Origin of the sequence: Micromonospora sp. NPDC005710 (assembly GCF_040630995.1) — a bacterium.
Taxonomy (GTDB): domain Bacteria; phylum Actinomycetota; class Actinomycetes; order Mycobacteriales; family Micromonosporaceae; genus Micromonospora.
On the sequence record NZ_JBEXYP010000027.1, the window covers coordinates 31648 to 50939 of the forward strand.

8 protein-coding genes are annotated in these 19292 nt (G+C 64.3%); all 8 read left to right on the forward strand.

Going from position 1 to position 19292, the window contains the following annotated elements:
* Position 1 precedes the first annotated feature (1 nt).
* The 8 genes from ABZ406_RS27370 (at position 2) to ABZ406_RS27405 (ending at position 19279) form a co-directional block, all read left to right on the forward strand.
* Positions 2–6703 carry a DEAD/DEAH box helicase gene (locus ABZ406_RS27370; RefSeq protein WP_357767441.1) on the forward strand — a complete coding sequence of 2234 codons (6702 nt, stop codon included), beginning with the start codon at positions 2–4 and terminating at the stop codon, positions 6701–6703.
* Positions 6700–9003, forward strand: a complete 2304-nt coding sequence (locus tag ABZ406_RS27375) for a UvrD-helicase domain-containing protein (protein WP_357767445.1) — start codon at positions 6700–6702, stop codon at positions 9001–9003. Before ABZ406_RS27370 ends, ABZ406_RS27375 begins: the two co-directional genes overlap by 4 nt.
* A gap of 999 nt (positions 9004–10002) precedes the next feature.
* Complete coding sequence (locus tag ABZ406_RS27380) at positions 10003–11415, forward strand: hypothetical protein (protein WP_357767448.1); 1413 nt, start codon at positions 10003–10005, stop codon at positions 11413–11415.
* A gap of 925 nt (positions 11416–12340) precedes the next feature.
* Positions 12341–14581 (forward strand): AAA family ATPase, encoded by a 2241-nt coding sequence (locus ABZ406_RS27385; RefSeq protein WP_357767450.1) that lies wholly within the window; start codon positions 12341–12343, stop codon positions 14579–14581.
* A 2-nt stretch (positions 14582–14583) separates the two neighbouring features.
* Positions 14584–15771, forward strand: a complete 1188-nt coding sequence (locus tag ABZ406_RS27390; RefSeq protein WP_357767453.1) for a restriction endonuclease — start codon at positions 14584–14586, stop codon at positions 15769–15771.
* A gap of 423 nt (positions 15772–16194) precedes the next feature.
* Entirely contained in the window at positions 16195–17403 is a 1209-nt protein-coding gene (locus ABZ406_RS27395; protein WP_357767455.1) for a hypothetical protein, read from the forward strand.
* A 314-nt stretch (positions 17404–17717) separates the two neighbouring features.
* Positions 17718–18191 carry a hypothetical protein gene (locus ABZ406_RS27400; RefSeq protein WP_238647354.1) on the forward strand — a complete coding sequence of 158 codons (474 nt, stop codon included), beginning with the start codon at positions 17718–17720 and terminating at the stop codon, positions 18189–18191.
* A 269-nt stretch (positions 18192–18460) separates the two neighbouring features.
* On the forward strand, positions 18461–19279 hold the full coding sequence (locus ABZ406_RS27405; RefSeq protein WP_357767548.1) for a site-specific integrase: 819 nt from the start codon (positions 18461–18463) through the stop codon (positions 19277–19279).
* Positions 19280–19292: the final 13 nt, after the last annotated feature.

The following is a 19292-nucleotide window of genomic DNA, read 5'->3' on the forward strand; positions in this document are numbered from 1 at the left end:
GTTGAAGGAAAGCTTGCTGCAGTACCTTTCGACGACGTATGCGCTGACTGACGAAGGCGCCCGCGAGGCCCTGCACCGGTTCCTCGGGAACGAGAACTCGGGCATGTTCCGTGGCCCGTTCCTGCGGATCCGTACACCGTTCACGTCGGCTGGCCCGGGGTGGGAGAAACACCTGGACTGGCAGCGAGAGGGCTGGTCGCCCTACGCCCACCAATCAAGAGCCTTCGAGCGCCTCACCTCCGCCAACGGGCACGTGCCGCAGCCGACGCTGGTCACTACCGGCACCGGCTCAGGCAAGACGGAGTCCTTCCTCTATCCCGTGCTGGATCACTGCCGGCGGGAGCGGGCTGCGGGCAAGACCGGTGTCAAGGCCGTTCTCCTTTACCCGATGAACGCACTCGCCACCGATCAGGCAGAGCGGATCAATGACCTTCTCGTCGGCAACCGGACGGAGTTGGGCAACCTCACGGCCGGTCTGTACATCGGTGACAAGGCAGCGATGGCATACGAGCGGGTTTATACCCGCCGGCTAGACATGCAACTGACCCCACCGGACATCCTCCTCACCAACTACAAGATGTTGGACCTGCTGCTCCAGCGAACCGATGACGCGCCGCTCTGGCAGAACGCGGACATCCGCTACGTGGTAGTCGACGAGTTCCATACCTATGACGGGGCGCAGGGCACGGATGTCGCGATGCTGCTCCGCCGGCTCGCGGCCGTCGTCAACGCTAGCGAGGAGGGCAGGCCGCTGGGTAGCATCTGCCCAGTAGCCACCTCGGCGACCCTCGCCTCCGCCACCGACGAGGTCGGCACGGAAGATCTCCTGAAGGTGGCGAGTGCTGTCTTCGGCACCGAGTTCACAGCGGACTCGATCGTCGCAGAGGACCGGCAAACGGTCGACGAATTCATCCCACTGGGCTCGATTGAAAATTTGCCGACGCCAACGCCGGACGAGCTTCTAGCGCTGCCGGACCCAACGACCGGTGAAGACTCACTGCTTCTGCTAGCGAACGCGGTGACAGGGGTTGACGACCTTGATCCGTTCGAGCTTGGTGCTCGACTGAAGCAACATCTCTTCACCAGGGCGATGTTGATAGCCCTCGGTAGTGAAGTGAAGACCGGTGCTGAGGTGCTCAAGCTGATGTGGCGGGCCGGCGCACACGGCTGGTCGGCGACCATCACCAAACAGCCGGAAAAGGCGGCGGAGGCCCTCGCCCGGTTTGTGGCTCTGCTTTCCTACGCCCGTGACCCGGACTCGACGAAGGAAAAGCCGCGCCCGCTCGTCCACGTGGAGGTGCACCAGTGGGCTCGGGCGGTTACCCGGCTGCTGCGGGGCGTACTGCCATGGCCGAAGGCCGAGTTCCGCTGGGACATCGCCGGCACGAGGGATACCAGCATTGGTGTCGGTGCCATTACTGCACCAGTCACTACCGCGACCGCCGGCCAAGCGGCCAACCTGTTCCTACCGGCGGTCTACTGCCGCGACTGCGGCCGTTCCGGCTGGGCGGTCTTTTCGCCAGAAAGCGATGACTTCGACGTTCAGTTCGACAGCTATAAGATCCGTAGGGCGTCAACGGGCCAGGACAAGGTACGGGTCAGGTACCTGATCGCGGCGACGGACCGGGAGGCCGGCGAGGGCGCTGGCAGCAACAAGATGCACGGGGCGGGCAAGCGGGTCGGGAACAACTCTTCGGCGCAGGGCCCCGGTGGGACGCTGATGGTGTTGGACGCCGTCCGGCAGCGGTTGCGGCTACCCGACCCTGCCAATGACTACGACTCCGCGGGCCGGCCCCTGCTGACTGCTCGGGACTCAGCATTCATTTTGGTGAACGTGGGCTCAACGGCGAACACCGCCGCCGCTGAGGACTGGTGCCCGGCCTGCGGTGAGCGCAACGCCATCCGGTACTTGGGCACCGGTGCGGCCGCGATGGCGGCAGCGTCAATTACCCAGTTGTTCACAGCGGGCGAGCTGGACAAGAAGCTGCACGAAGACAAGACGTTGATGTTCAACGCCTCAGTGCAGGATGCCGCGCACCGAGCAGGTTTCGTCGCAAATCGGTCGTACACCTTCTCGCTGCGGGCGCTGCTCACCGCACACCTCCGGCATGACGCTGGAACCGCCCTGAACGATCTGATCGCTGATGTGGTCGCGGCCACGACAAATCCCGAGACGTTGGCGGCGGTGGTCCCTCCGGATTTGCACGGCCTTCGGGGGGTGGACCGGTTGCTGTCCGGGCAAGGGCGTGGCGGGGACCTGGCAACGTGGCGGTTGATCGGGCAACGGCTGGCGTTCGAGACGCTGATGGAGTTCGGCTTTCGCTCCCGCAACGGGCGAACACTGGAGCTGACGCGCACTGCCGCAGCCCACGTTCGCATCCCTGACCCCGGCGCCACGGTGGCGCTGATCAAGCAACTGCATGCGGAGTGCAACCGCGACGATCTGTCGATTACTCCCAGGGACGATGCCCGCTACCTCGCGTTCGTGCGGGTCCTTTTGGAACGGCTTCGAAGCAGGGGCGCCGTTGCGCACAAGTGGCTGAGTAAGTACGTCGACGAGGCGGGGACGAGCCGCTATTTCATCTGGGGACAGCGCCCAGCGGGAATGCGGGCATTCCCAACCACGGTCGCGGCACCGAAGTTCTTGCTGGCGCAGCCCAAGAGCGGCAGTGACTTCGACGTCGCAGCGGGGCGCCTCTCCTGGTACGAGCGATGGGCGGGCCGTAGCCTCGGGCTGCCGCGGGAAGTCGCCCCCGAGTTTTGGGGCCGGCTGCTGCCCGAGCTGGCCTCACTCGGCCTGCTGTCGGTGCGTACCCCTAACGACACATCCGCCCGCATCTACGGGCTTCAACCGGGGAACATCGAAGCCCTGCTGCTCAACGACGACCAGGTTTGGCACGGGTTCGTGCGCTGCCCGGTCTGCTTCTGGGAACAGACCGTCCACCCGTCCCTGCTAACGCAGTGGCACGACCAGCCCTGCCCCGCATATCGATGCCAGAGCGGCCGGTTGGTGGCAGGCGACAGACCGGAGGGGTTGGGCCGTCACCAGCGTGACCGCGACTACACCCGGGACTACTATCGGCGGCTCTACCGGCGGGCGGGTACCTACCAGGTGGTGACTGCCGAGCACACCGGAATGCTCACCCGGGCTGAGAGGGAACGGGTCGAGAGGGCCTTCAAGCAGGGTAGGAACGTCGACGTGAAGCCGGGCAAGGAGCCCGACGACAAGCAACGCGCCGGTTACAAGAACCCGAACGTGCTGTCCTGTACGCCAACGCTCGAGATGGGCATCGACATCGGCGACCTCTCAGCGGTCGTGCTCGCCGCGCTGCCGCGGCGCCCGGCGAGCTACGCCCAGCAGACCGGCCGGGCCGGGCGCCGCACCGGCAACGCCTTCCTGCTCACGATTCCGGATCGATCGCGGCGTGACCTCTACTTCTTGGAGCAGCCCAAGGAGCTCATCGCTGGCACCATCATTCCGCCGGGGTGCTATCTCTCCGCAGTTGAGATCCTGCGGCGGCAGTACCTTGCCCACCTCCTGGACCTTGCAGCGGCCGGCCGACTTTACCGCGCCGACGGGACGCTCCTGCGCCCGCTACCTAATCGCGCACCCGCCTTGTTCGGTCCGTCTGGATATCTGATCGACCTTATCGAAGTCGTGATCGGCCAAGGCTCAGCGCTGGTCGAAGGCTTCCTGCGACTGTTCCCCAGCGGGGTTAGCGAGGACGCCAAGAAAGATCTTCAGGCGTACGCGAGCGGTGGGCTGCGTGCCGCACTGGAAGAAGCCGAGAGGGAATGGGGCCGCCGAACTCAAGGTCTGAAGGCCCGGATCCGTGCGATCGCCGAGGCGCACGACGAGTTGCACGACTCTGATCCGGAGCAGGCGGAACAAAAGGCCGAGCTCGACGCCGAACGGCGTGGCATCGGTAAGCGGCTGATGGAGTTGGGTGATACACCCGCGCAGAACGCGCTTTGCGACTTGGGTCTCCTGCCCAACTATGCGCTGGTGGACACCGTGACCAGGCTGTCTGCCACGCTGTATGGGCCAGACGGGGTTGACCCGAAGACCGGAAAGACTCGGTTCACGTCGACGACAGTTGCCTACGAGCGGCCGCGCCGCTACGCCCTGTCGGAACTCGCGCCGGGGAACACGTTCTACGTCAATGGCTACCGGCACGAGATCACCGGTCTGGAAATCACGACAGGTGGGCGACCGGAGTGGCGCAGTTGGAGGGTCTGTCCCGGATGTGGCTACGTCCGCACGGAGGACGCGACGCACGACCGGTCTGACTGTCCACGGTGCTATACCAGCCACATCGCGGACGACGGATGCCTGTTCCAAGTGGTGGAGCCCGTTACTGTGACCTCTCGTGACCAGCGGGAGGACGCTCGAATCCGGGACGACAAGGACGAGCGCGATCGCCGTTTCTACGCCGTCGTTGACGCAGTCGACTTCCCTGAGGACCACATCGCTCCGGGCTCGTGGCGGCATGCGTCGCAGACCTTTGGGGTCGACTACTGCCGACGTGCCATGATCCGTCGGATCAACATCGGGCCCGCCCGATTCGACGCGCCTGCTAGGGACGACTTCGCTGGACACGCCGTACGGGTCAATCCGTTCCACGTCTGCACTGGCTGTGGGGCGGCGAGTGCCGACGGGCGGCCGGTCTTCGACCATGACACCGACGCTCTGACCTCCTCGACGGCCCGGAACCCGGCCTTGAAGCACCATCGCCCGTGGTGCCCGCTACGGCGTGGCAAGCCGGACGGGATACGGCAGGAGCCTGTCCTACTCGCCCACCAGTTGCAGACTGAGGCGCTGAGAATTCTGCTGCCGGCCGCTACCGCGGACGTTGACACCAAGGTGCACTCTTTTCGGGCGGCCTTACGAATGGGCGTCGACCTGCACTTCGGTGGGGATCCTCAGCACTTGGACACAACCATCGCCTCCATGCCGGACAGCGAAAGCGGGCAGCGGCGCTGGTTCCTGGTCTTGTTCGACAGCCTCCCTGGCGGCACTGGCTATCTCGATCGGCTGACTGAGCCGGATGACTTCCGCAAGGTTCTTAAGAAGGCGCATGATGCTTTGCGCAACTGCCCGTGCGGCGAGGAGCAACGGCGGGCCTGTCACCGCTGTCTTCACCGCTACACGCCAGAGCAGACACAGGACGTCGTCTCCCGAGCGACGGCGCTCAGGATGATCGAATCTCTGCTCTTCGACGAGCAGGGCTGGCAGACGACTGAGGTCACGAACACCCGGCAGGTCGGTCTGGACCGCCAGGTCGAGTCTGACCTGGAGGCACGCTTCCTCTCGGTGCTGCGCGACTGGGTCACCGTGACAGAGGACGCCTCGTTGGACGAGGACGGCCACGCCAGCGGGCACCTGCGTTTTACCCGCGGCGCCGACGTTATTCACTGGAGGCTGACCGCCCAGGAGCAGCTCCACAAAACCCGCACTGACTTCACTTTTACGCGCGTCGACGGCCCGCAGCAGAGTGTCAAGGTGTATCTGGAAGGCTTCGAGTTTCACGCCAGCCGAAGACACAACCGCATCGCTGCGGACGCTCGACAGCGCACGATGCTCCGAGCCGACGGGCACGTGGTCTTCCAAGTCACTTGGGCGGACATCGATCTTTTTGAACAACGGCCAACCTCGGCTCGGCCCGCCTGGCCTCCCTACTCCGGCGCCGCACAGGAGCAGGCAAAGAACGCATACGAGCAGTACGGTGGTCAACGCGCTCAATTCGCTGCTGCGGTCTTTTCCAACCCCATCACCGCTCTGATTGGCTACCTTCGGGAGCCAGACAACGAACGCTGGGCCCTCCGCGCAAAGGCCATGGTCACCGGGCTGCTAGCCGCCGCAGGCACTACCCCGGTAGCAGTAACGAGCCGGCGTGATGTCTTCATCAACGCGCTGCGCTCCGAACTTCAGACCTTCGGTGGGCGTCAACGTGCGCCGGCGCAGCAGAGCGCCGGCACGAACAGCCTTGCGCACGTCTACCGCTCCAAGGACCTGACCGGTCTGCCGATCGTCGTCACGCTTGACACGGCCGACCCCGAGCATCTGCGATGGTCTGCGCTGGCCGTTCTGGACGACACCGACGCAGTGCTCGACACCGACGCGCACAAGGACCGATGGCGTTCCTGGCTCTACTGGACAAACCTCACCCAATTCCTTGCCTTCGACGGCGGCGATGGCGTCCAGTTGGCCTACAGCACGGCGGCTGACTACGACGTCGAGATGCTCGCCGTCTGTGGCGGCCTCGGTGAGCTGAACACTCTCAGCGGAGCCCGCGCTGCGTCCGCTCCGAAAGCTGGAGCCGCGCGTTCATCAGCGACAGTCCCTGCTCAGACGCGACGCGACCCAAGTTGGGACGAGGAAATCCTAGAGATCCTGCGCGACGAGCCGGACCAAGGTGGCGAGCTCGGCATCCTCGCGCAGCGTCTGGCCGAGCAGGGCAAACGCGCGCCCGTGTTCGGCTACGAACTTGGCACTAGCCGCTGGATGGCTGACTTTGCATGGGCCGAGTCCAACGTCAAGGTGGCGGTGGTCTACACAGCTCATGAGAGTGACCACGACGCGCGACGCCGCGACGAGGCGTATGTCGACGACGGCTGGACGCTTCTGACGGCGTCCGAGTGGCTGGGACGCTTCGACGAATTGGTTGCGCTGATTCCAGATGTGGAGGATCCAGCACTATGACCGCACGCCTCAGCCTCTACCGCAAGGCCGAGGAAGAGCTCTACAAGCTCGACCGGACGGTCAAAGGCCAGTTCTACGACTTCTGCCATCGCTTCAGAAAGAATCCGGACCAGCCCGGGCTCGACCTGAAGAAGCTCAAGGGCGATTCACGCATCCACCGAGCCAAGATTAATCAGTCGTACCGGGCGCTCCTGACCCCGGTCGGCACTGATCAGGACGGCATCCAGCACTGGCTGATTATTGCGGTACGGCACCGTAAGGACATCTACGACGAGCTTCAGGTTGCCGTCAACCGGATCACCGGCGAGATTGAGTTCGTCGACCTCGCCGTGGTGGGGGACAGTTCCCTCCGCCGGGCCGGCATCACCCTCACGCCGGCCGAGCCGGACGCCCCAGACCAACCGCCTGCTAGGGCCTCCGGTCACCCCAGCGCCCCGCCAGTCGAGCTAGTGGAAGCAACACCCCCGGCTTTACTCGCCGCCTACAGCTCAGATCAGCTTCGGGAACTCGGCGTCGCTGAGCAGCTCATCGGTTTGGCGCTGACCGTCACCACCGACGCGGAACTTGACCAACTGCTCGATGGGGCGCCGTTGCTGTCCAAGGACGTCCTCTACGGCCTCGCCGCGGGAATGAGCATCGACTCAGTTCTCGAGGAGGTCACCCGACCCGTCCGCCTGCAGACAGAACCCGACCTCGCCGACTTCGCCACGGCGCTTAGTCGGACCAAGGTCACATCCGTCGATGACGACGTGCAAGCGGCGATCGAGGAGGGTAGTTTTCGGGCCTGGAAGGTCTACCTTCATCCGGCCCAGGAGAAGATTGCTCACCACGACTACAGCGGCCCTGCCCGCGTCTCCGGAGGGCCAGGCACGGGTAAGACCGTGGTCGCACTACATCGGGTTAAGCACCTCGTCCAGCAGCTTCCCTCGGGAGCGGACAAGTCGATCCTGCTGACCACCTTCACCGCGAACCTTGCTGCTGATCTCCGGCTCCGGCTGACTTCGCTGATTGATGATCCGAACCTAATCGCGCGGGTCGACGTCACGCACATCGACCAACTCGCCGCCAGAATCATCGGTGAGAACACCGGCCAAGGTCATCGGCGTAGGAGGATCAGTGATCAGGTCGCGTTGATTGAGATGCGGCAGCTACTCACTGAGATGGACGAGCAACGCTGGGACGCCGAATTTGTCGTTGACGAGTGGGAACAGATCATCCTCGGCCAGGCGATACCAACTCGATCCGAGTATTTTAAGGCCCGCCGGGCCGGTCGTGGCCGGGCGCTCACTCGCCCCGAGCGCGGTCAGATTTGGAAGCTAGTCGAGCAGTTCACCGCGCGTTTGGACAAACTCGGCCTCGAGACCTGGGGACAGGCTGCGGAACGGGCGGCCCGTTACGAGATCGAACGCGCCAGGAAGATCGAGGCGGGGCGCGCCTCCAGCGGGCCCGTCGACGACGGGTCAGGGGCGTATCCTACGAGTTACCGCTACCAGCACATTGTGGTAGACGAGGCGCAGGACCTCCGCGCAGCGCATTGGAAGATGCTCCGGGCGATGGTCGCCCCGGGGCAACGCAGCGACCTGTTCATCGCTGGTGACACGCACCAGCGCATCTACGATCACCAAGTGTCTCTCGGTGCCCTCGGCATCAACATTCGGGGCCGGTCCACCCGGCTTACACTCAGCTACCGCACGACCCGCGAAATTCTGGCGCGGGCTGTGCGCATCGCCGACGGTAACCAGGTCCTTTACGACGACCTTAACGATGGAACCGACCACCTCGTTGGCTATCGTTCGGTCCTCCGCGGTCCACGGCCGATCTTCACGCCTTACCGAACCTGGGACGAGGAACTCGTCGGATTGGGGAACCTGCTGATCGCTTGGCGGGAGGAACTCTCCACCGATGAACGCGGCGCTCCACGCGATCCGGCCGGCCACATCGCCGTAGGAGTTGCTGATCGCGAGTTGATGAGCCAGGTCATGAACTACCTAACCACCAAGGTGGGCCTGACCTGTGCTGAATTGACCAAGGACGGTCCAAGCGGAGACGGCGAGATCCATGTTGGAACGATGCATCGGTTCAAGGGGCTCGAGTACCAACGGCTGGCGCTCGTCGGTGTGGGAGCGGGCGTCATTCCACGCTCTGCCATCGAGCGCTACCGGAGGGATGACCCCCAGCGGTACGAGCGCGAACAGCGCAAGGCGCGATCGCTGCTCTTTGTGGCATCGACGCGCGCCCGCGATGTCCTAGCCGTTAGTTGGTACGGCCTGCCCAGCCCTCTGCTCGACGGCGCGGCATGATCCGACGTGGCTGCGGGCCGTGACATTCCCGTGCCTACCGTGAGGCCACGAGAGCAGAGGAGATCACTTCAGGCTAGGGTTGGCAAATGCGCCTGAGCGGCGGACCTCCTGATCAGGGGGTCCAAATTAACGGATGCCGCCTGGCACCTGATGTGACCGAATGCGAATATGATCACTACCGTGACCTTCGGCACTTCCCCTCAGATGGTTAGGCAGGCGTCGTTCCTTCGCCTACTTGAGTTGGCCTTCGCCAGCCTGGACGGCCGCGAGCCGGTTGTAGTGGCTACTGAAGACAACGGACCAATAGGGCTAAAGCATGCATGGCGCTCGCACTCAACGAGTTCTCCGTCAGATCTCGCCGATAGCGCCACCGGTCTGCTTCGGACCGCACCGGTGCTGTTGATTCCGCCGTGGGGGCGAACATCCGGACGGTCGACGGTGGCTCCAGTGGACAGCGCCTTGCGGACCATTCACGAGATCGTCGTAGCCGGAACGCGGCCGAGTGGCGCCGAAGACTTACTGGCGGCATTGCTTCCGACGAGCGCACTAACTGCTCCCAGCAGCCGGACCTTCCGCGAGATCGTTGATCAGTCTTGGCAGCCATGCCTGATTGTCTTTGCGGCGGGCATCTTCGCAGAGGTTCATGAGCGCGTTGAGGCCGCAGCAATATTTTGGCGGCCACGGTCGTTGGCACCTCCACCCCTCAAGCTATTCCGGTTACCACGCCACGAGAGGGGCGAGGTGGCGGAGACTGATCTCCGACGCCTTCTAAACCGCGTAAGCGGTAGTGAGAAGTTCGGTTACGTCCTGCCCCGCCCTCCGGACTCGGGCGAGAGTCTTTCCATCGAGCTGAACGATCCGGTCCTGACAGCACGATGGTCGGAGTTGCATGTGTGGGGCACGACGACCCGCTTAGGGGACTTGTTTAGCTTTCCGGCACCAGCACTACATCAGGCTGCTGATCGCCGAATGCTGAAAAATCAGCAGCAGGATGGACTCGTGCGGGTCGTGTCGGGGCGGGATCTCAGGCACGACGGCACCGTAGCCGGAAGCGACGACTCCTCCCGGTGGGCGGAGGTCTCCCAGGAGCAACAGCTGCGAGCGGGGGACATCTTGCTCCGGCGAATATTCTCACCACAGTCGCGGAACAATTTGCGTGTTGCGGAGGTTGCCGCGAACGACTTGCCCCTGGCTGCGGACAATACCGTCGTTATATTGCGCGCCGACGCGCATCTGGGAGGTCCCCAACGCCTCGTCGCCGTCTTGTTTCTCCGGTCGCCACTTGTTCGGAGGTATGCAGCAGGACTCTCCATTGCCGATCTCGCCCCTTCTATTCTAAGTGATCTACGCATTCCGCAGCCCGATGCAGCGCTCGCCGCGACTCTGGAAGGGCTTGAATCCGCGAGATCGCAGCTAGAGAACTGGAAGAATGAGTCCGAGGCGATACTTGAGTCCGTCTTCGAAGATGAGAGTGCAGTCACCGCGAGGCGACGCATCCTGGTATCCGGGCGCCGACTACGCATGCGAGTGGAAGCTGCGGCTTTGCTCGACGACTTCAGCCATCAGGTGCGCACTCGCTATCCGTACCCCATTGCCTACCGGTGGAGCGATGTGCAGGTCCTACTCTCCAGAGGTCTTCACGAGGCGGCCTACGAGGCGATTCTCGAGGCCGGCGAGGTCTTGCTATGTTACGCAGCTCTCGTAGTCTTGTCGCTGTCAAGCGACAAGGGGCTTCGTCTCGGAGCCGTAGGCGGTATCCGGAGAAGACTGTCTCGGGGAGGAACCAATGGGCCTGGATTCGGGGACTGGGCTACGATCCTTCAGGAGGCAGCGGAGAGCAGAGCATTCCGCCGTATACCCGATGGTGACCCCCTGACTGACATCAGTCGCGCCTTTGCTGGCCCGGAGGCGACATCCGCTCGGCTGCGACTGGCTCAACGCCGTAACGACAAGGCGCATCTGCGGCGCGTAGACGCGATTGATCTTCCGTCCGCCATCCAGGAAGCACACGCTGACTTGAGGAGCCTGTTAGAACAGGCCTCATTCCTCGCCGACATGCCCTTCGTGCATGTAACAGGCCTTCGTTGGGACGCTCTCAAGAGGATTGCCCAGGTGGAGTACGAAGAGCTAATGGGCGACATCGCCCTGGTGCCGAGTCGTCAGCGACTTTACGCGAGCAACGACCTCGAGGTCGGAAGCTTGTACCTTGGGAATGAGGACGGCAGGCTTCATCTGCTGCGCCCCTACCTGCTTCGCCGCCGCTGTCCGATCTGTCGAAGTTGGGAGACGTTCCACGTTGACAACGCGCCAGACGCCTCGACTGTGGCCGTGAAAAGCCTCGAACGGGGCCATGCTGACGTCGACCCTGCACTCCGGCAGGTGCTGGAGCACGCGGGGCTTCTTGAGAGCTGATGAGGAAGGTTGTTCGGGCCTGCATCGTAAACACGTCAGGTTGGTCCGGCGCTTCCTGGCGGGGCGCGAAGTGGGGGACAGCGGCAACTGCGTCAGCGGGCGGCATGCCGCGTGGATAGTGACTACTGCGCCTCCGGCGGGGGCGCTCCGGCTCCAGGATGGCCGGAGGCGGTCCGCGGCCGCCGGCTCCGAGGTTGGTGGCGGCAGGCCATCCTGTCTGCCAACGACCCGGGCAAGCCGAGCAGACCGCCGCCCGGCCCGCCAGCGTCCGTACGAGCCGTCGAGGTCCGCGGTGGTGGCGGGCCGGGCGGCGGCCCGCTCCCCGGCGGGCGGGTCGATGGCAGACAGGATGGCGGATGCTTCGGGAACGGAGTGGCTCGCTGCGGCTGCCCGACGTTGTGCGGTGGTGGATGCCGTGGCCGGCTTGGTTCCGCGGCTTTGGCTAGGGTCGATGGCGTAAGGCCCTGGGATCACGGCACGAATGAGGGTAGAGCGTCACCGCATCGCCCTGGGGAGCCGGGATCCTGCCGTCCGGCGCTACTCATCCTCAAGCAGCCGAATAGTCGCTCGGAGTTTGCGTCGGGCCGTGCTCGTCGCGCGGCAAAAGTTGACGCTCAAGATCGATTCATACTTGGCGAGGAGGTGATCGTCGGGGTGATCTTGAGCCCACCATGGTTGGCAGTACCCGCGTGGTGGTGGCAGCTGCCTCGACCCAACGAACAGCCCATCCCGGCCGCTCTCGTGTAGAGCTTGACCGGCCGAATCCACCGGATATTCTTTCGACCTCGGTTCTCTCTGTGCGCCTGAGGTTGGTGTGGAGCAGGCGGTTCGTCAAGCTGGTCGCCCCTCACCGGTCGGCCCAGCCTCACCCGACCTGAGCTTTGCGCCTACGGACCTGACGATCAGCTAGGGGAGTAAGCGGATCATGAACGATAGTGCTGCGATTGTCCCTCCCCGCGACGACGAATTGGTCCGCCGTGTTGGCTGGGAGCTCCTCGAGCAGGGCTTGAATCGAGGCGGATCCCTTTTCACGCCCGGACGTCCAGTCTGGAGTGCGGAGACAGCGGAAGAGCTGTTCCACCTGTACAACGAACGGGTCGATACCGGCACGGACTCGTTCCTGGTCAAGCTGCACAGGCAACTCGAGCCTGGATCCGACCTCGCGATCCAACTGACAGCGGAGCTGCTGACGCTGCAGGGACTACCGTTGATGAACCTGAGCGCCGGCAAGCTGCGCGAACGGGTAAGCACAGTGCTCGGCTGGATGAAGGAACCAGTTGCCATCCCGGAGCAGGTGCTGGCCGCGTTCGAGCAGGGGACATGGAACGGCGGCATCGGCGGCCACACGATGATTTGGAAGTGGCTGGCGGACGCAGTCGTCCTCCTGTCTGACTGGTGGACCATCTCCCCCGACCGCCGGCAGCGTGCGCTGGCCGACCCCTGGGAGTGGCAGTCCCTGTTGGACGAGGCCAACATCGTTCCATCCCTGCGAGAGTCGCTGCTCTATCTGCGGTTTCCCACGCACTTCCTGCCGATCGTTAATACTGGGCACAAGCGGGCGATCCGCGACGCCTTCAGCGATCCAGGCGATCGCACGCCATCTATCAACCGCGATCTGCTCGGGATCACCGCCAGAGTCCAGAGCGAGACCGGCCAGCCAGTAGACTACTACCTGCCGCCATTCGTGAATCAGTGGCGAGTCAAGGAGAGGCCGCCCGGTGAACGGCGAGCCTGGCTGATCCGTCCGGGTCACGGGGGTCCCCGCCTGTTGGCTGACTGGCTGAAAGACTCGTTCGTATCCCTAAGTGCCGCGCATCTCGGGGATGTCGCGTTAGGCGCGTCCCGGGCCGACATCCGGTCGGCCGTGGATACCGGATACCGGCACCTCGACTACGCCCAACGTGTCACCTACGCCAACGAGTTCCATGCTTTTCTGAGCCAGATGGATAGCGACGACATCGTGACGACGCTCATTGACGACCGGATGTATCTGGGAATCCTTGCCGGTGGGCCGGAGTTTCGTCCGGCCGCAGCCGGTAGCGAGCTGCGCCGGCCGGCCGAATGGGCCGTCGCGTCGCTCGAGGCTGCCGCGCTTCCCGCACCCCTGCCAGCGGAGCTGGATCAACAGGGAAACGTGGTCGATCTGACCGGTGCACTGCCAGTGCTGATCGAGCTCTTCGAGTCAATCAGCCAGGTAGAGCAGGAAACCGGCACGGCAAGCACGGCGGATGTCGTGGACCGAGCGGTCGGCCCCACCACCCTGAAGCTCAACGCCGCCACCGTGGCGTTGGCTGAGCATGTACACATGAGCACCCACTGGCTCACCGGGCTGGTCGAGCTGTGGCAGGAGCGGTCGCAGATCATTCTGTACGGCCCACCAGGCACCGGCAAGACTTACCTGGCCCGAGCGCTGGCGGGCCACGTGGCCGAGCGGGACGCGATACGCCTTGTGCAGTTCCACCCGTCGTACGCCTACGAGGACTTCTTCGAAGGGTTCCGGCCAGTCGAGAACGTCGAGGGCGGCGCAGTGAGCTTTGTCAAGACACCAGGCCCGCTACGGGAGATCGCTTCGCAGGCAAGAAACGACCGGCACCGCCCGTACGTGCTGATCATCGATGAAATCAATCGGGCGAACCTGGCCAAGGTCTTCGGTGAGCTGTACTTCTTGCTCGAGTACCGCGAATCCACGGTGCGGCTGCAGTACTCGCCGTCCGAGGCGTTCAACTTGCCACCCAACGTGTTCATCATTGGGACGATGAACACGGCTGATCGGTCGATCGCGATGATCGACGCGGCCATCCGACGCCGCTTCGCGTTCGTCGAACTGCACCCCGACGAGGATCCGGTTCGCGATGTTCTCGGGAGTTGGCTTGCCGCCAACGGCCGCGAGGACGACGAGCGTGCCGGGCTGTTGGTCTCACTCAACACCCTGATCGGTGCCCAAGACCACGACTTCAAGATCGGGCCTTCGTATCTCATGCGGCCCGGCCTCGACGATGAGGCTGCGCTCCAGCGCGTCTGGCGGCACGATCTGCTCCCGCTGCTCGAGGAGCACTACTACGGTCGACTCAGCCGGGCGCAGGTGCACAGCCGGTTCGGACTGGCTGCGGTCCGTGCCCAAACCGCTTCCGTCGACGTTGCCGATGATTCGGATGACGTGCAGTAGCAGTGGACAGCGTGGATGCGGTCATCCTGCCCGAACTGGATACCAGTGGTGTGCTGCGGCCCCTCGACGACGCTCAGGTTCGGATACTCCGGGTGTCCGGCCTGGTCAAGCTGACCCCCGAGGGCAGGAGCTGGCGTATTCGACCCGGCGGCAAGGTGGGCGCGGTCCGCGCCGGAGACCTCGACGTCCAGGTGCAGCCGAAGGTCGGCGTGGTGAGGCTGCTGTTCTTTCTCGGGTACGCGAAAGACCCGCGGTTCCGCCCAGAGGACGTAACTGCGGCACCGGCGTCAGGACTGTGGCCGGCAATGGCCGAGTCATTGATCCGGCAGGCCGAGCGGGCCCTCGCTGGTGGTCTCCTGCAGGGGTATACCTCGTTCGAGGAGGCGCTTCCGCTGATCCGTGGGCGCGTTCGATTCGCCGAGCAGTTCGCCCGTCGGCCGGCCATACCGCTGCCGATCGAGGTGCAGTTCGACGACTGGACCGTCGACATCGTCGAGAACCGCCTGCTCCGCACCGCTGTACGCCGAATGTTGGCCGTGCCCCGGCTCCTGCCGTCCGCACGGGAGCGGCTGGAGCGGCTGGACGCACGCCTTGCCGGGGTACCCGTCCTTCCACCCCATGCGCCGGTTCCCCTGTGGAGCCCCAGTCGGATCAACATGAGGTATGTGCTCGCACTCCGGCTGGCCGAGCTGATCCTCGATAACCAGTCCGCTGAGCCCGATGCCGGCGGCATCGCAATCGCTGCCTTCGCCGTCAACATGGCCACAGTCTTCGAGAACTTCGTCGCCGCCGCGATCCGTGAGGCGCTCGGATCCTGTCCGGGAGTGGTGGAGGAGCAGTATCGGACGTATCTGGATGCCGAACAGAGCATCCCGATTCGGCCCGACCTGGTCTATCTGGTCGACGGTCGGCCCGTCGCGGTGTTCGATGCAAAGTACAAGCTTGAGCATCCGACGTCGGGTTTTCCGAACGGAGACACCTACCAGATGCTCGCCTACTGTGCTGCCCTCGATGTGCGAACTGGATGGCTGGTATACGCGAAGGGAACGACTCCGCCGGAGCGCAAGCACATCCGGAATACGACGATAGAGATCATCCATCACCCGCTCGACCTCTTGAGGCAGCCGCACGAGATTCTCCATGACGTTGCGGCGCTGGTGCGGCGCGCAGCCGCGCCAAGCGCCTACTGAGGAAGGCGACGGCCTGCAGGCGGCCGATCAACGACAGGGCAACGCGGCGATCGATCGCTGCGGACTGGTTGATCCTCTCCGACGGCGTCGCCGGCAATAAGCATGAGTCAATGCGGCGATGCGACTCGGTGAACAGGAGCGGTTCGGGGAGCGGTGGGTTCTCGGCTTGGATGCCCGCCCGCGGTGGGTCCTTCCGGACCGGCCCTCCGGCCCTGCCATTGGGGTAGCTCCGCGGCAACCCATCTGACCTGACGCCGTTCTACCGTCCGGCTGGACGGGTACCGCGGCGCCTCCCTCACAGCACCGGTGCACTCGTCGGTGTGCCGAGGACGACGCCGACCAGGCTTCTTTCCTGCGGTCCGGGATCCTGCCCGCCTTCAAAAGAAGCTTGTACGGAGGGCTCATCGATACCATCCTGGCGAGATGAGCGAGGCTGGACCGACCTGGCAGCTAATCGACGAGATGATCGTCCGCAATGGCTTGCCCGACAATGGCGTTGCCGCAGCGCGGTGGGCTGTCGGTCGATTACGCATGCACCTCGGGGAGAGCTGGCTGGGCCGCCAGTACAAGAAGCAAGGCTGGGTGCCACGCGAACTGCTGCTCGTCGGTACTCACCGCTACGCGCTACCTCAGTTGCTGTCATGGGCGCTGTGGCTGGACGCTGCAGCCGGTGAGCCTACGTTCGCGAAAGTCCGGACCAACATGAGAAAGGGCGTGGACACCGCAACCTGGCGGCACACCTGGCTTCAACTGGAGGTTGCTCGCGCGGCAGCAAGCTCCGGATCGCCATGTAGCTTCGAGCCGCCGATCCCCGGCTCAGTCAAGAACGCGGATCTCCTCATCGACCCTGAGCGGAGGCCGTGGATGGTCGAGACCACCACGGTTCCTCGGGGAGCGGTCGACATGGCGTGGGAAAACTACGAAGACCATGTTCAGGCCGTGATCAGGGGAATCGAGCGCACGCACGATGTGACCTGTGTAGTGGCGCTGGACGATCACATGGACGAAACCGAGACGTGGGAGTGGCTGAGGTCCGTCGGCGTCCTTGCGTCTGTTGCAGCAGAGTCGCACGAGGTGCAGGTGCTCCGAGGGGATCTTGGAGTGGTGGCGATCTACCCGGACTTGTCACCGCCGGGACCCAGCTTCACCGGCGCTCCCCAGAACCGTGACGGCTGGCACCGGCTCGGTCGAACTCTCGCTAAGAAGGCTGCGCAGATCGCCGGCCCGCTGCCTGCCTGGGTTCGCGTGGACTGCCTGGATGGGCTCTTTCAGTTCACTGAGTGGACCACGATGGAGCCAGCAGACCGCATCGACGCAATCGCTGCCTTGATCCGCAGCAAGATCACCTGGCCTACGAACGCCCACGGCGTCGTACTGTCGAGTGGGCCCGGGGTGAACTTCGACGGTAACGATGCCGCCGCCCAAGCGGTTACCGGTCGTTCCGAGTCCGGAGTCTTCCTCCGACGACTCACCCACCCCTACCTCGTGCGCGAGACGTTCATCGTTCCGCTCTCCAGTGAGGCGATCGAACACACCGACTGGTGGGCAGCCGCGTACGGTGACGAGCCCGCCTGGCTAGACATCGATCTCGCGGCAGTCGGGCTCCCCAAGACCGCAGACCTCTTTTTATAGATCTGCGGCCTATGTGGGGTAGCTGCTGCGGCGCGTTGGACTGCCTTCGCTCTACACGCAACTATGTTCGCCGTTGTCACCAAGCTCTGGAACGGCTGGCGTGGCCTGGTTGCGACGGCGCAGCCTCGGTTGCGCTTGGCCCAGCGGCGAATGCGTTACCGTTGCCGCTTTTCGTGGCTCTCACAGGTAGCGGCACGGTAGCCGGACCTCGGCATGGTTTGAGCTGGCGTCGGGAGCACTCCCACTGATCACAGCGGGACGAGCCACCAGCGACGTCTGGCCGGGGGGGTCTGCTGATCACGGGAGGTGATCGCGTGCTGCATGAACAGGGTGAGATAGCCGTATCGGCAAGCAAGGGACCCGAGGATGGTCAGGTGGGAGCCGGTCCCTACGACCACTACAACCTTATCGCCCGCGGCCTGCCGTTGCCGCGCCTCGCGCGGACCCTCAAGCCTCAGGCGGTACATTGCGCAGTCACATCCGTCGACGTAAGCGGCCGTCTAGCCGACCGCAGGCCACTACAAGCCCTCGGGTGGTTCGCCGGTCGTCCCGTCGACCTCGTCGCTAGGGACAACGTGATCACGGTGACCGCGCGGCGCGGCGGGCGGTGGACGATCAACCGGCAAGGTCACCTGGTGCTGCCGTCCTCAGTACGGCGGAGCTGCGGCGTCGAAAGAGGTCATCGTCTCCTGGTGCTGGCGTACCTGGACCGCTCCGTGTTGCTGGTCTACACGATGAGCGCACTGGAGCTCATGGTTTCGCGATACGGCGTACGTGAGGCAGCGTGATGGGGTCGGCCTTCAGCGGGGGCGACGAACTGGAGGCGGCTCGGCTCCTCCTGACTCGGCTAGGGGTAACGCCGGAGCAGCTCCTGGCCGTGCAGAGCACACCTCGCGTGGTCCCCACGTTCGACGAGTACATCGAACGCGTATCTGAGGCGGTAACGGCGGGCACGGGACGGGTTTACGGCACCTACTGGAACAGGGTCCGAGAGGTCTGGGGCAGCCGCCGCCTGAACGAGCCGACGCCGCTGGAGATCAGGCAGCTCGCCGAGCGCATGAAGGACCAGCTCGTAGTGCGAAGAAACTCTCGCGGTGGGCGGACGGCCGCGGAGCACCTCATCTCTTCGCTCAGGTGCCTCTACAGCTATGCCGAGGCCGACGGGCTCATCACCGAGTTCAACAACCCGGCCAAGCGGGTGCCCAAGCCCCGACGCCTGGCCAGCACGAGGCGCGCACTGTCCGAGCGGCAGCTTGCCTCGATCAACGAAGTCGCTGCTACCACCGGCAACGACCCTGAGCTCGACGCCCTGATCTTGCGACTCCATATCGAGACTGCGTGCAGGAGGGGTGGAGGGCTTGCCCTCCGCCGCGCGGATCTCGATATGGAGCAGTGCATGGTCCAGCTGCACGAGAAGGGCGAGACCGTGCGTTGGCAACCCGTCTCACTTACGCTGGCCACTCAGCTTGCGGGGCATTCTGATGACCGAGGTGGTGGCAAACCGACTGATCGGTTGCTCAGATACCGAAACGGTCGGCCCATCACAAGCCGGCGCCACGACCATCTTTGGCAGCGCCTCGGTAGGCACCTGCCTTGGGTGGCTACCCAGCAGGTCAGCACGCATTGGCTACGCCACACAACCTTGACCTGGGTGGAGCGGAGCTTCGGCTATGCAGTAGCCCGAGCGTTCGCAGGTCACAACGGCAGGTCTGATGCAGGCACTACCAGCACCTATGTGCGAGCCGACGTCTACGAGGTCGCCCGAGCTTTGGCAGCCCTAACAGGTGAGTCGCACCCTCTGCTCTCGGCAGCGGTCGGAGTGCGAGGGGTAAACGCCCAAGGTCTTATCGGCCCATCTACCCGAGATGGAACATAGGGAGTCTCTGGTT

Excerpts from the sequence above, each read along its gene's own strand:
- ABZ406_RS27375 (WP_357767445.1), top strand. The coding sequence starts at position 6,700 with ATGACCGCACGCCTCAGCCTCTACCGCAAGGCCGAGGAAGAGCTCTAC.
- ABZ406_RS27385 (WP_357767450.1), top strand. The coding sequence starts at position 12,341 with ATGAACGATAGTGCTGCGATTGTCCCTCCCCGCGACGACGAATTGGTC.
- ABZ406_RS27405 (WP_357767548.1), top strand. The coding sequence starts at position 18,461 with ATGAAGGACCAGCTCGTAGTGCGAAGAAACTCTCGCGGTGGGCGGACG.
- ABZ406_RS27395 (WP_357767455.1), top strand. The coding sequence starts at position 16,195 with ATGAGCGAGGCTGGACCGACCTGGCAGCTAATCGACGAGATGATCGTC.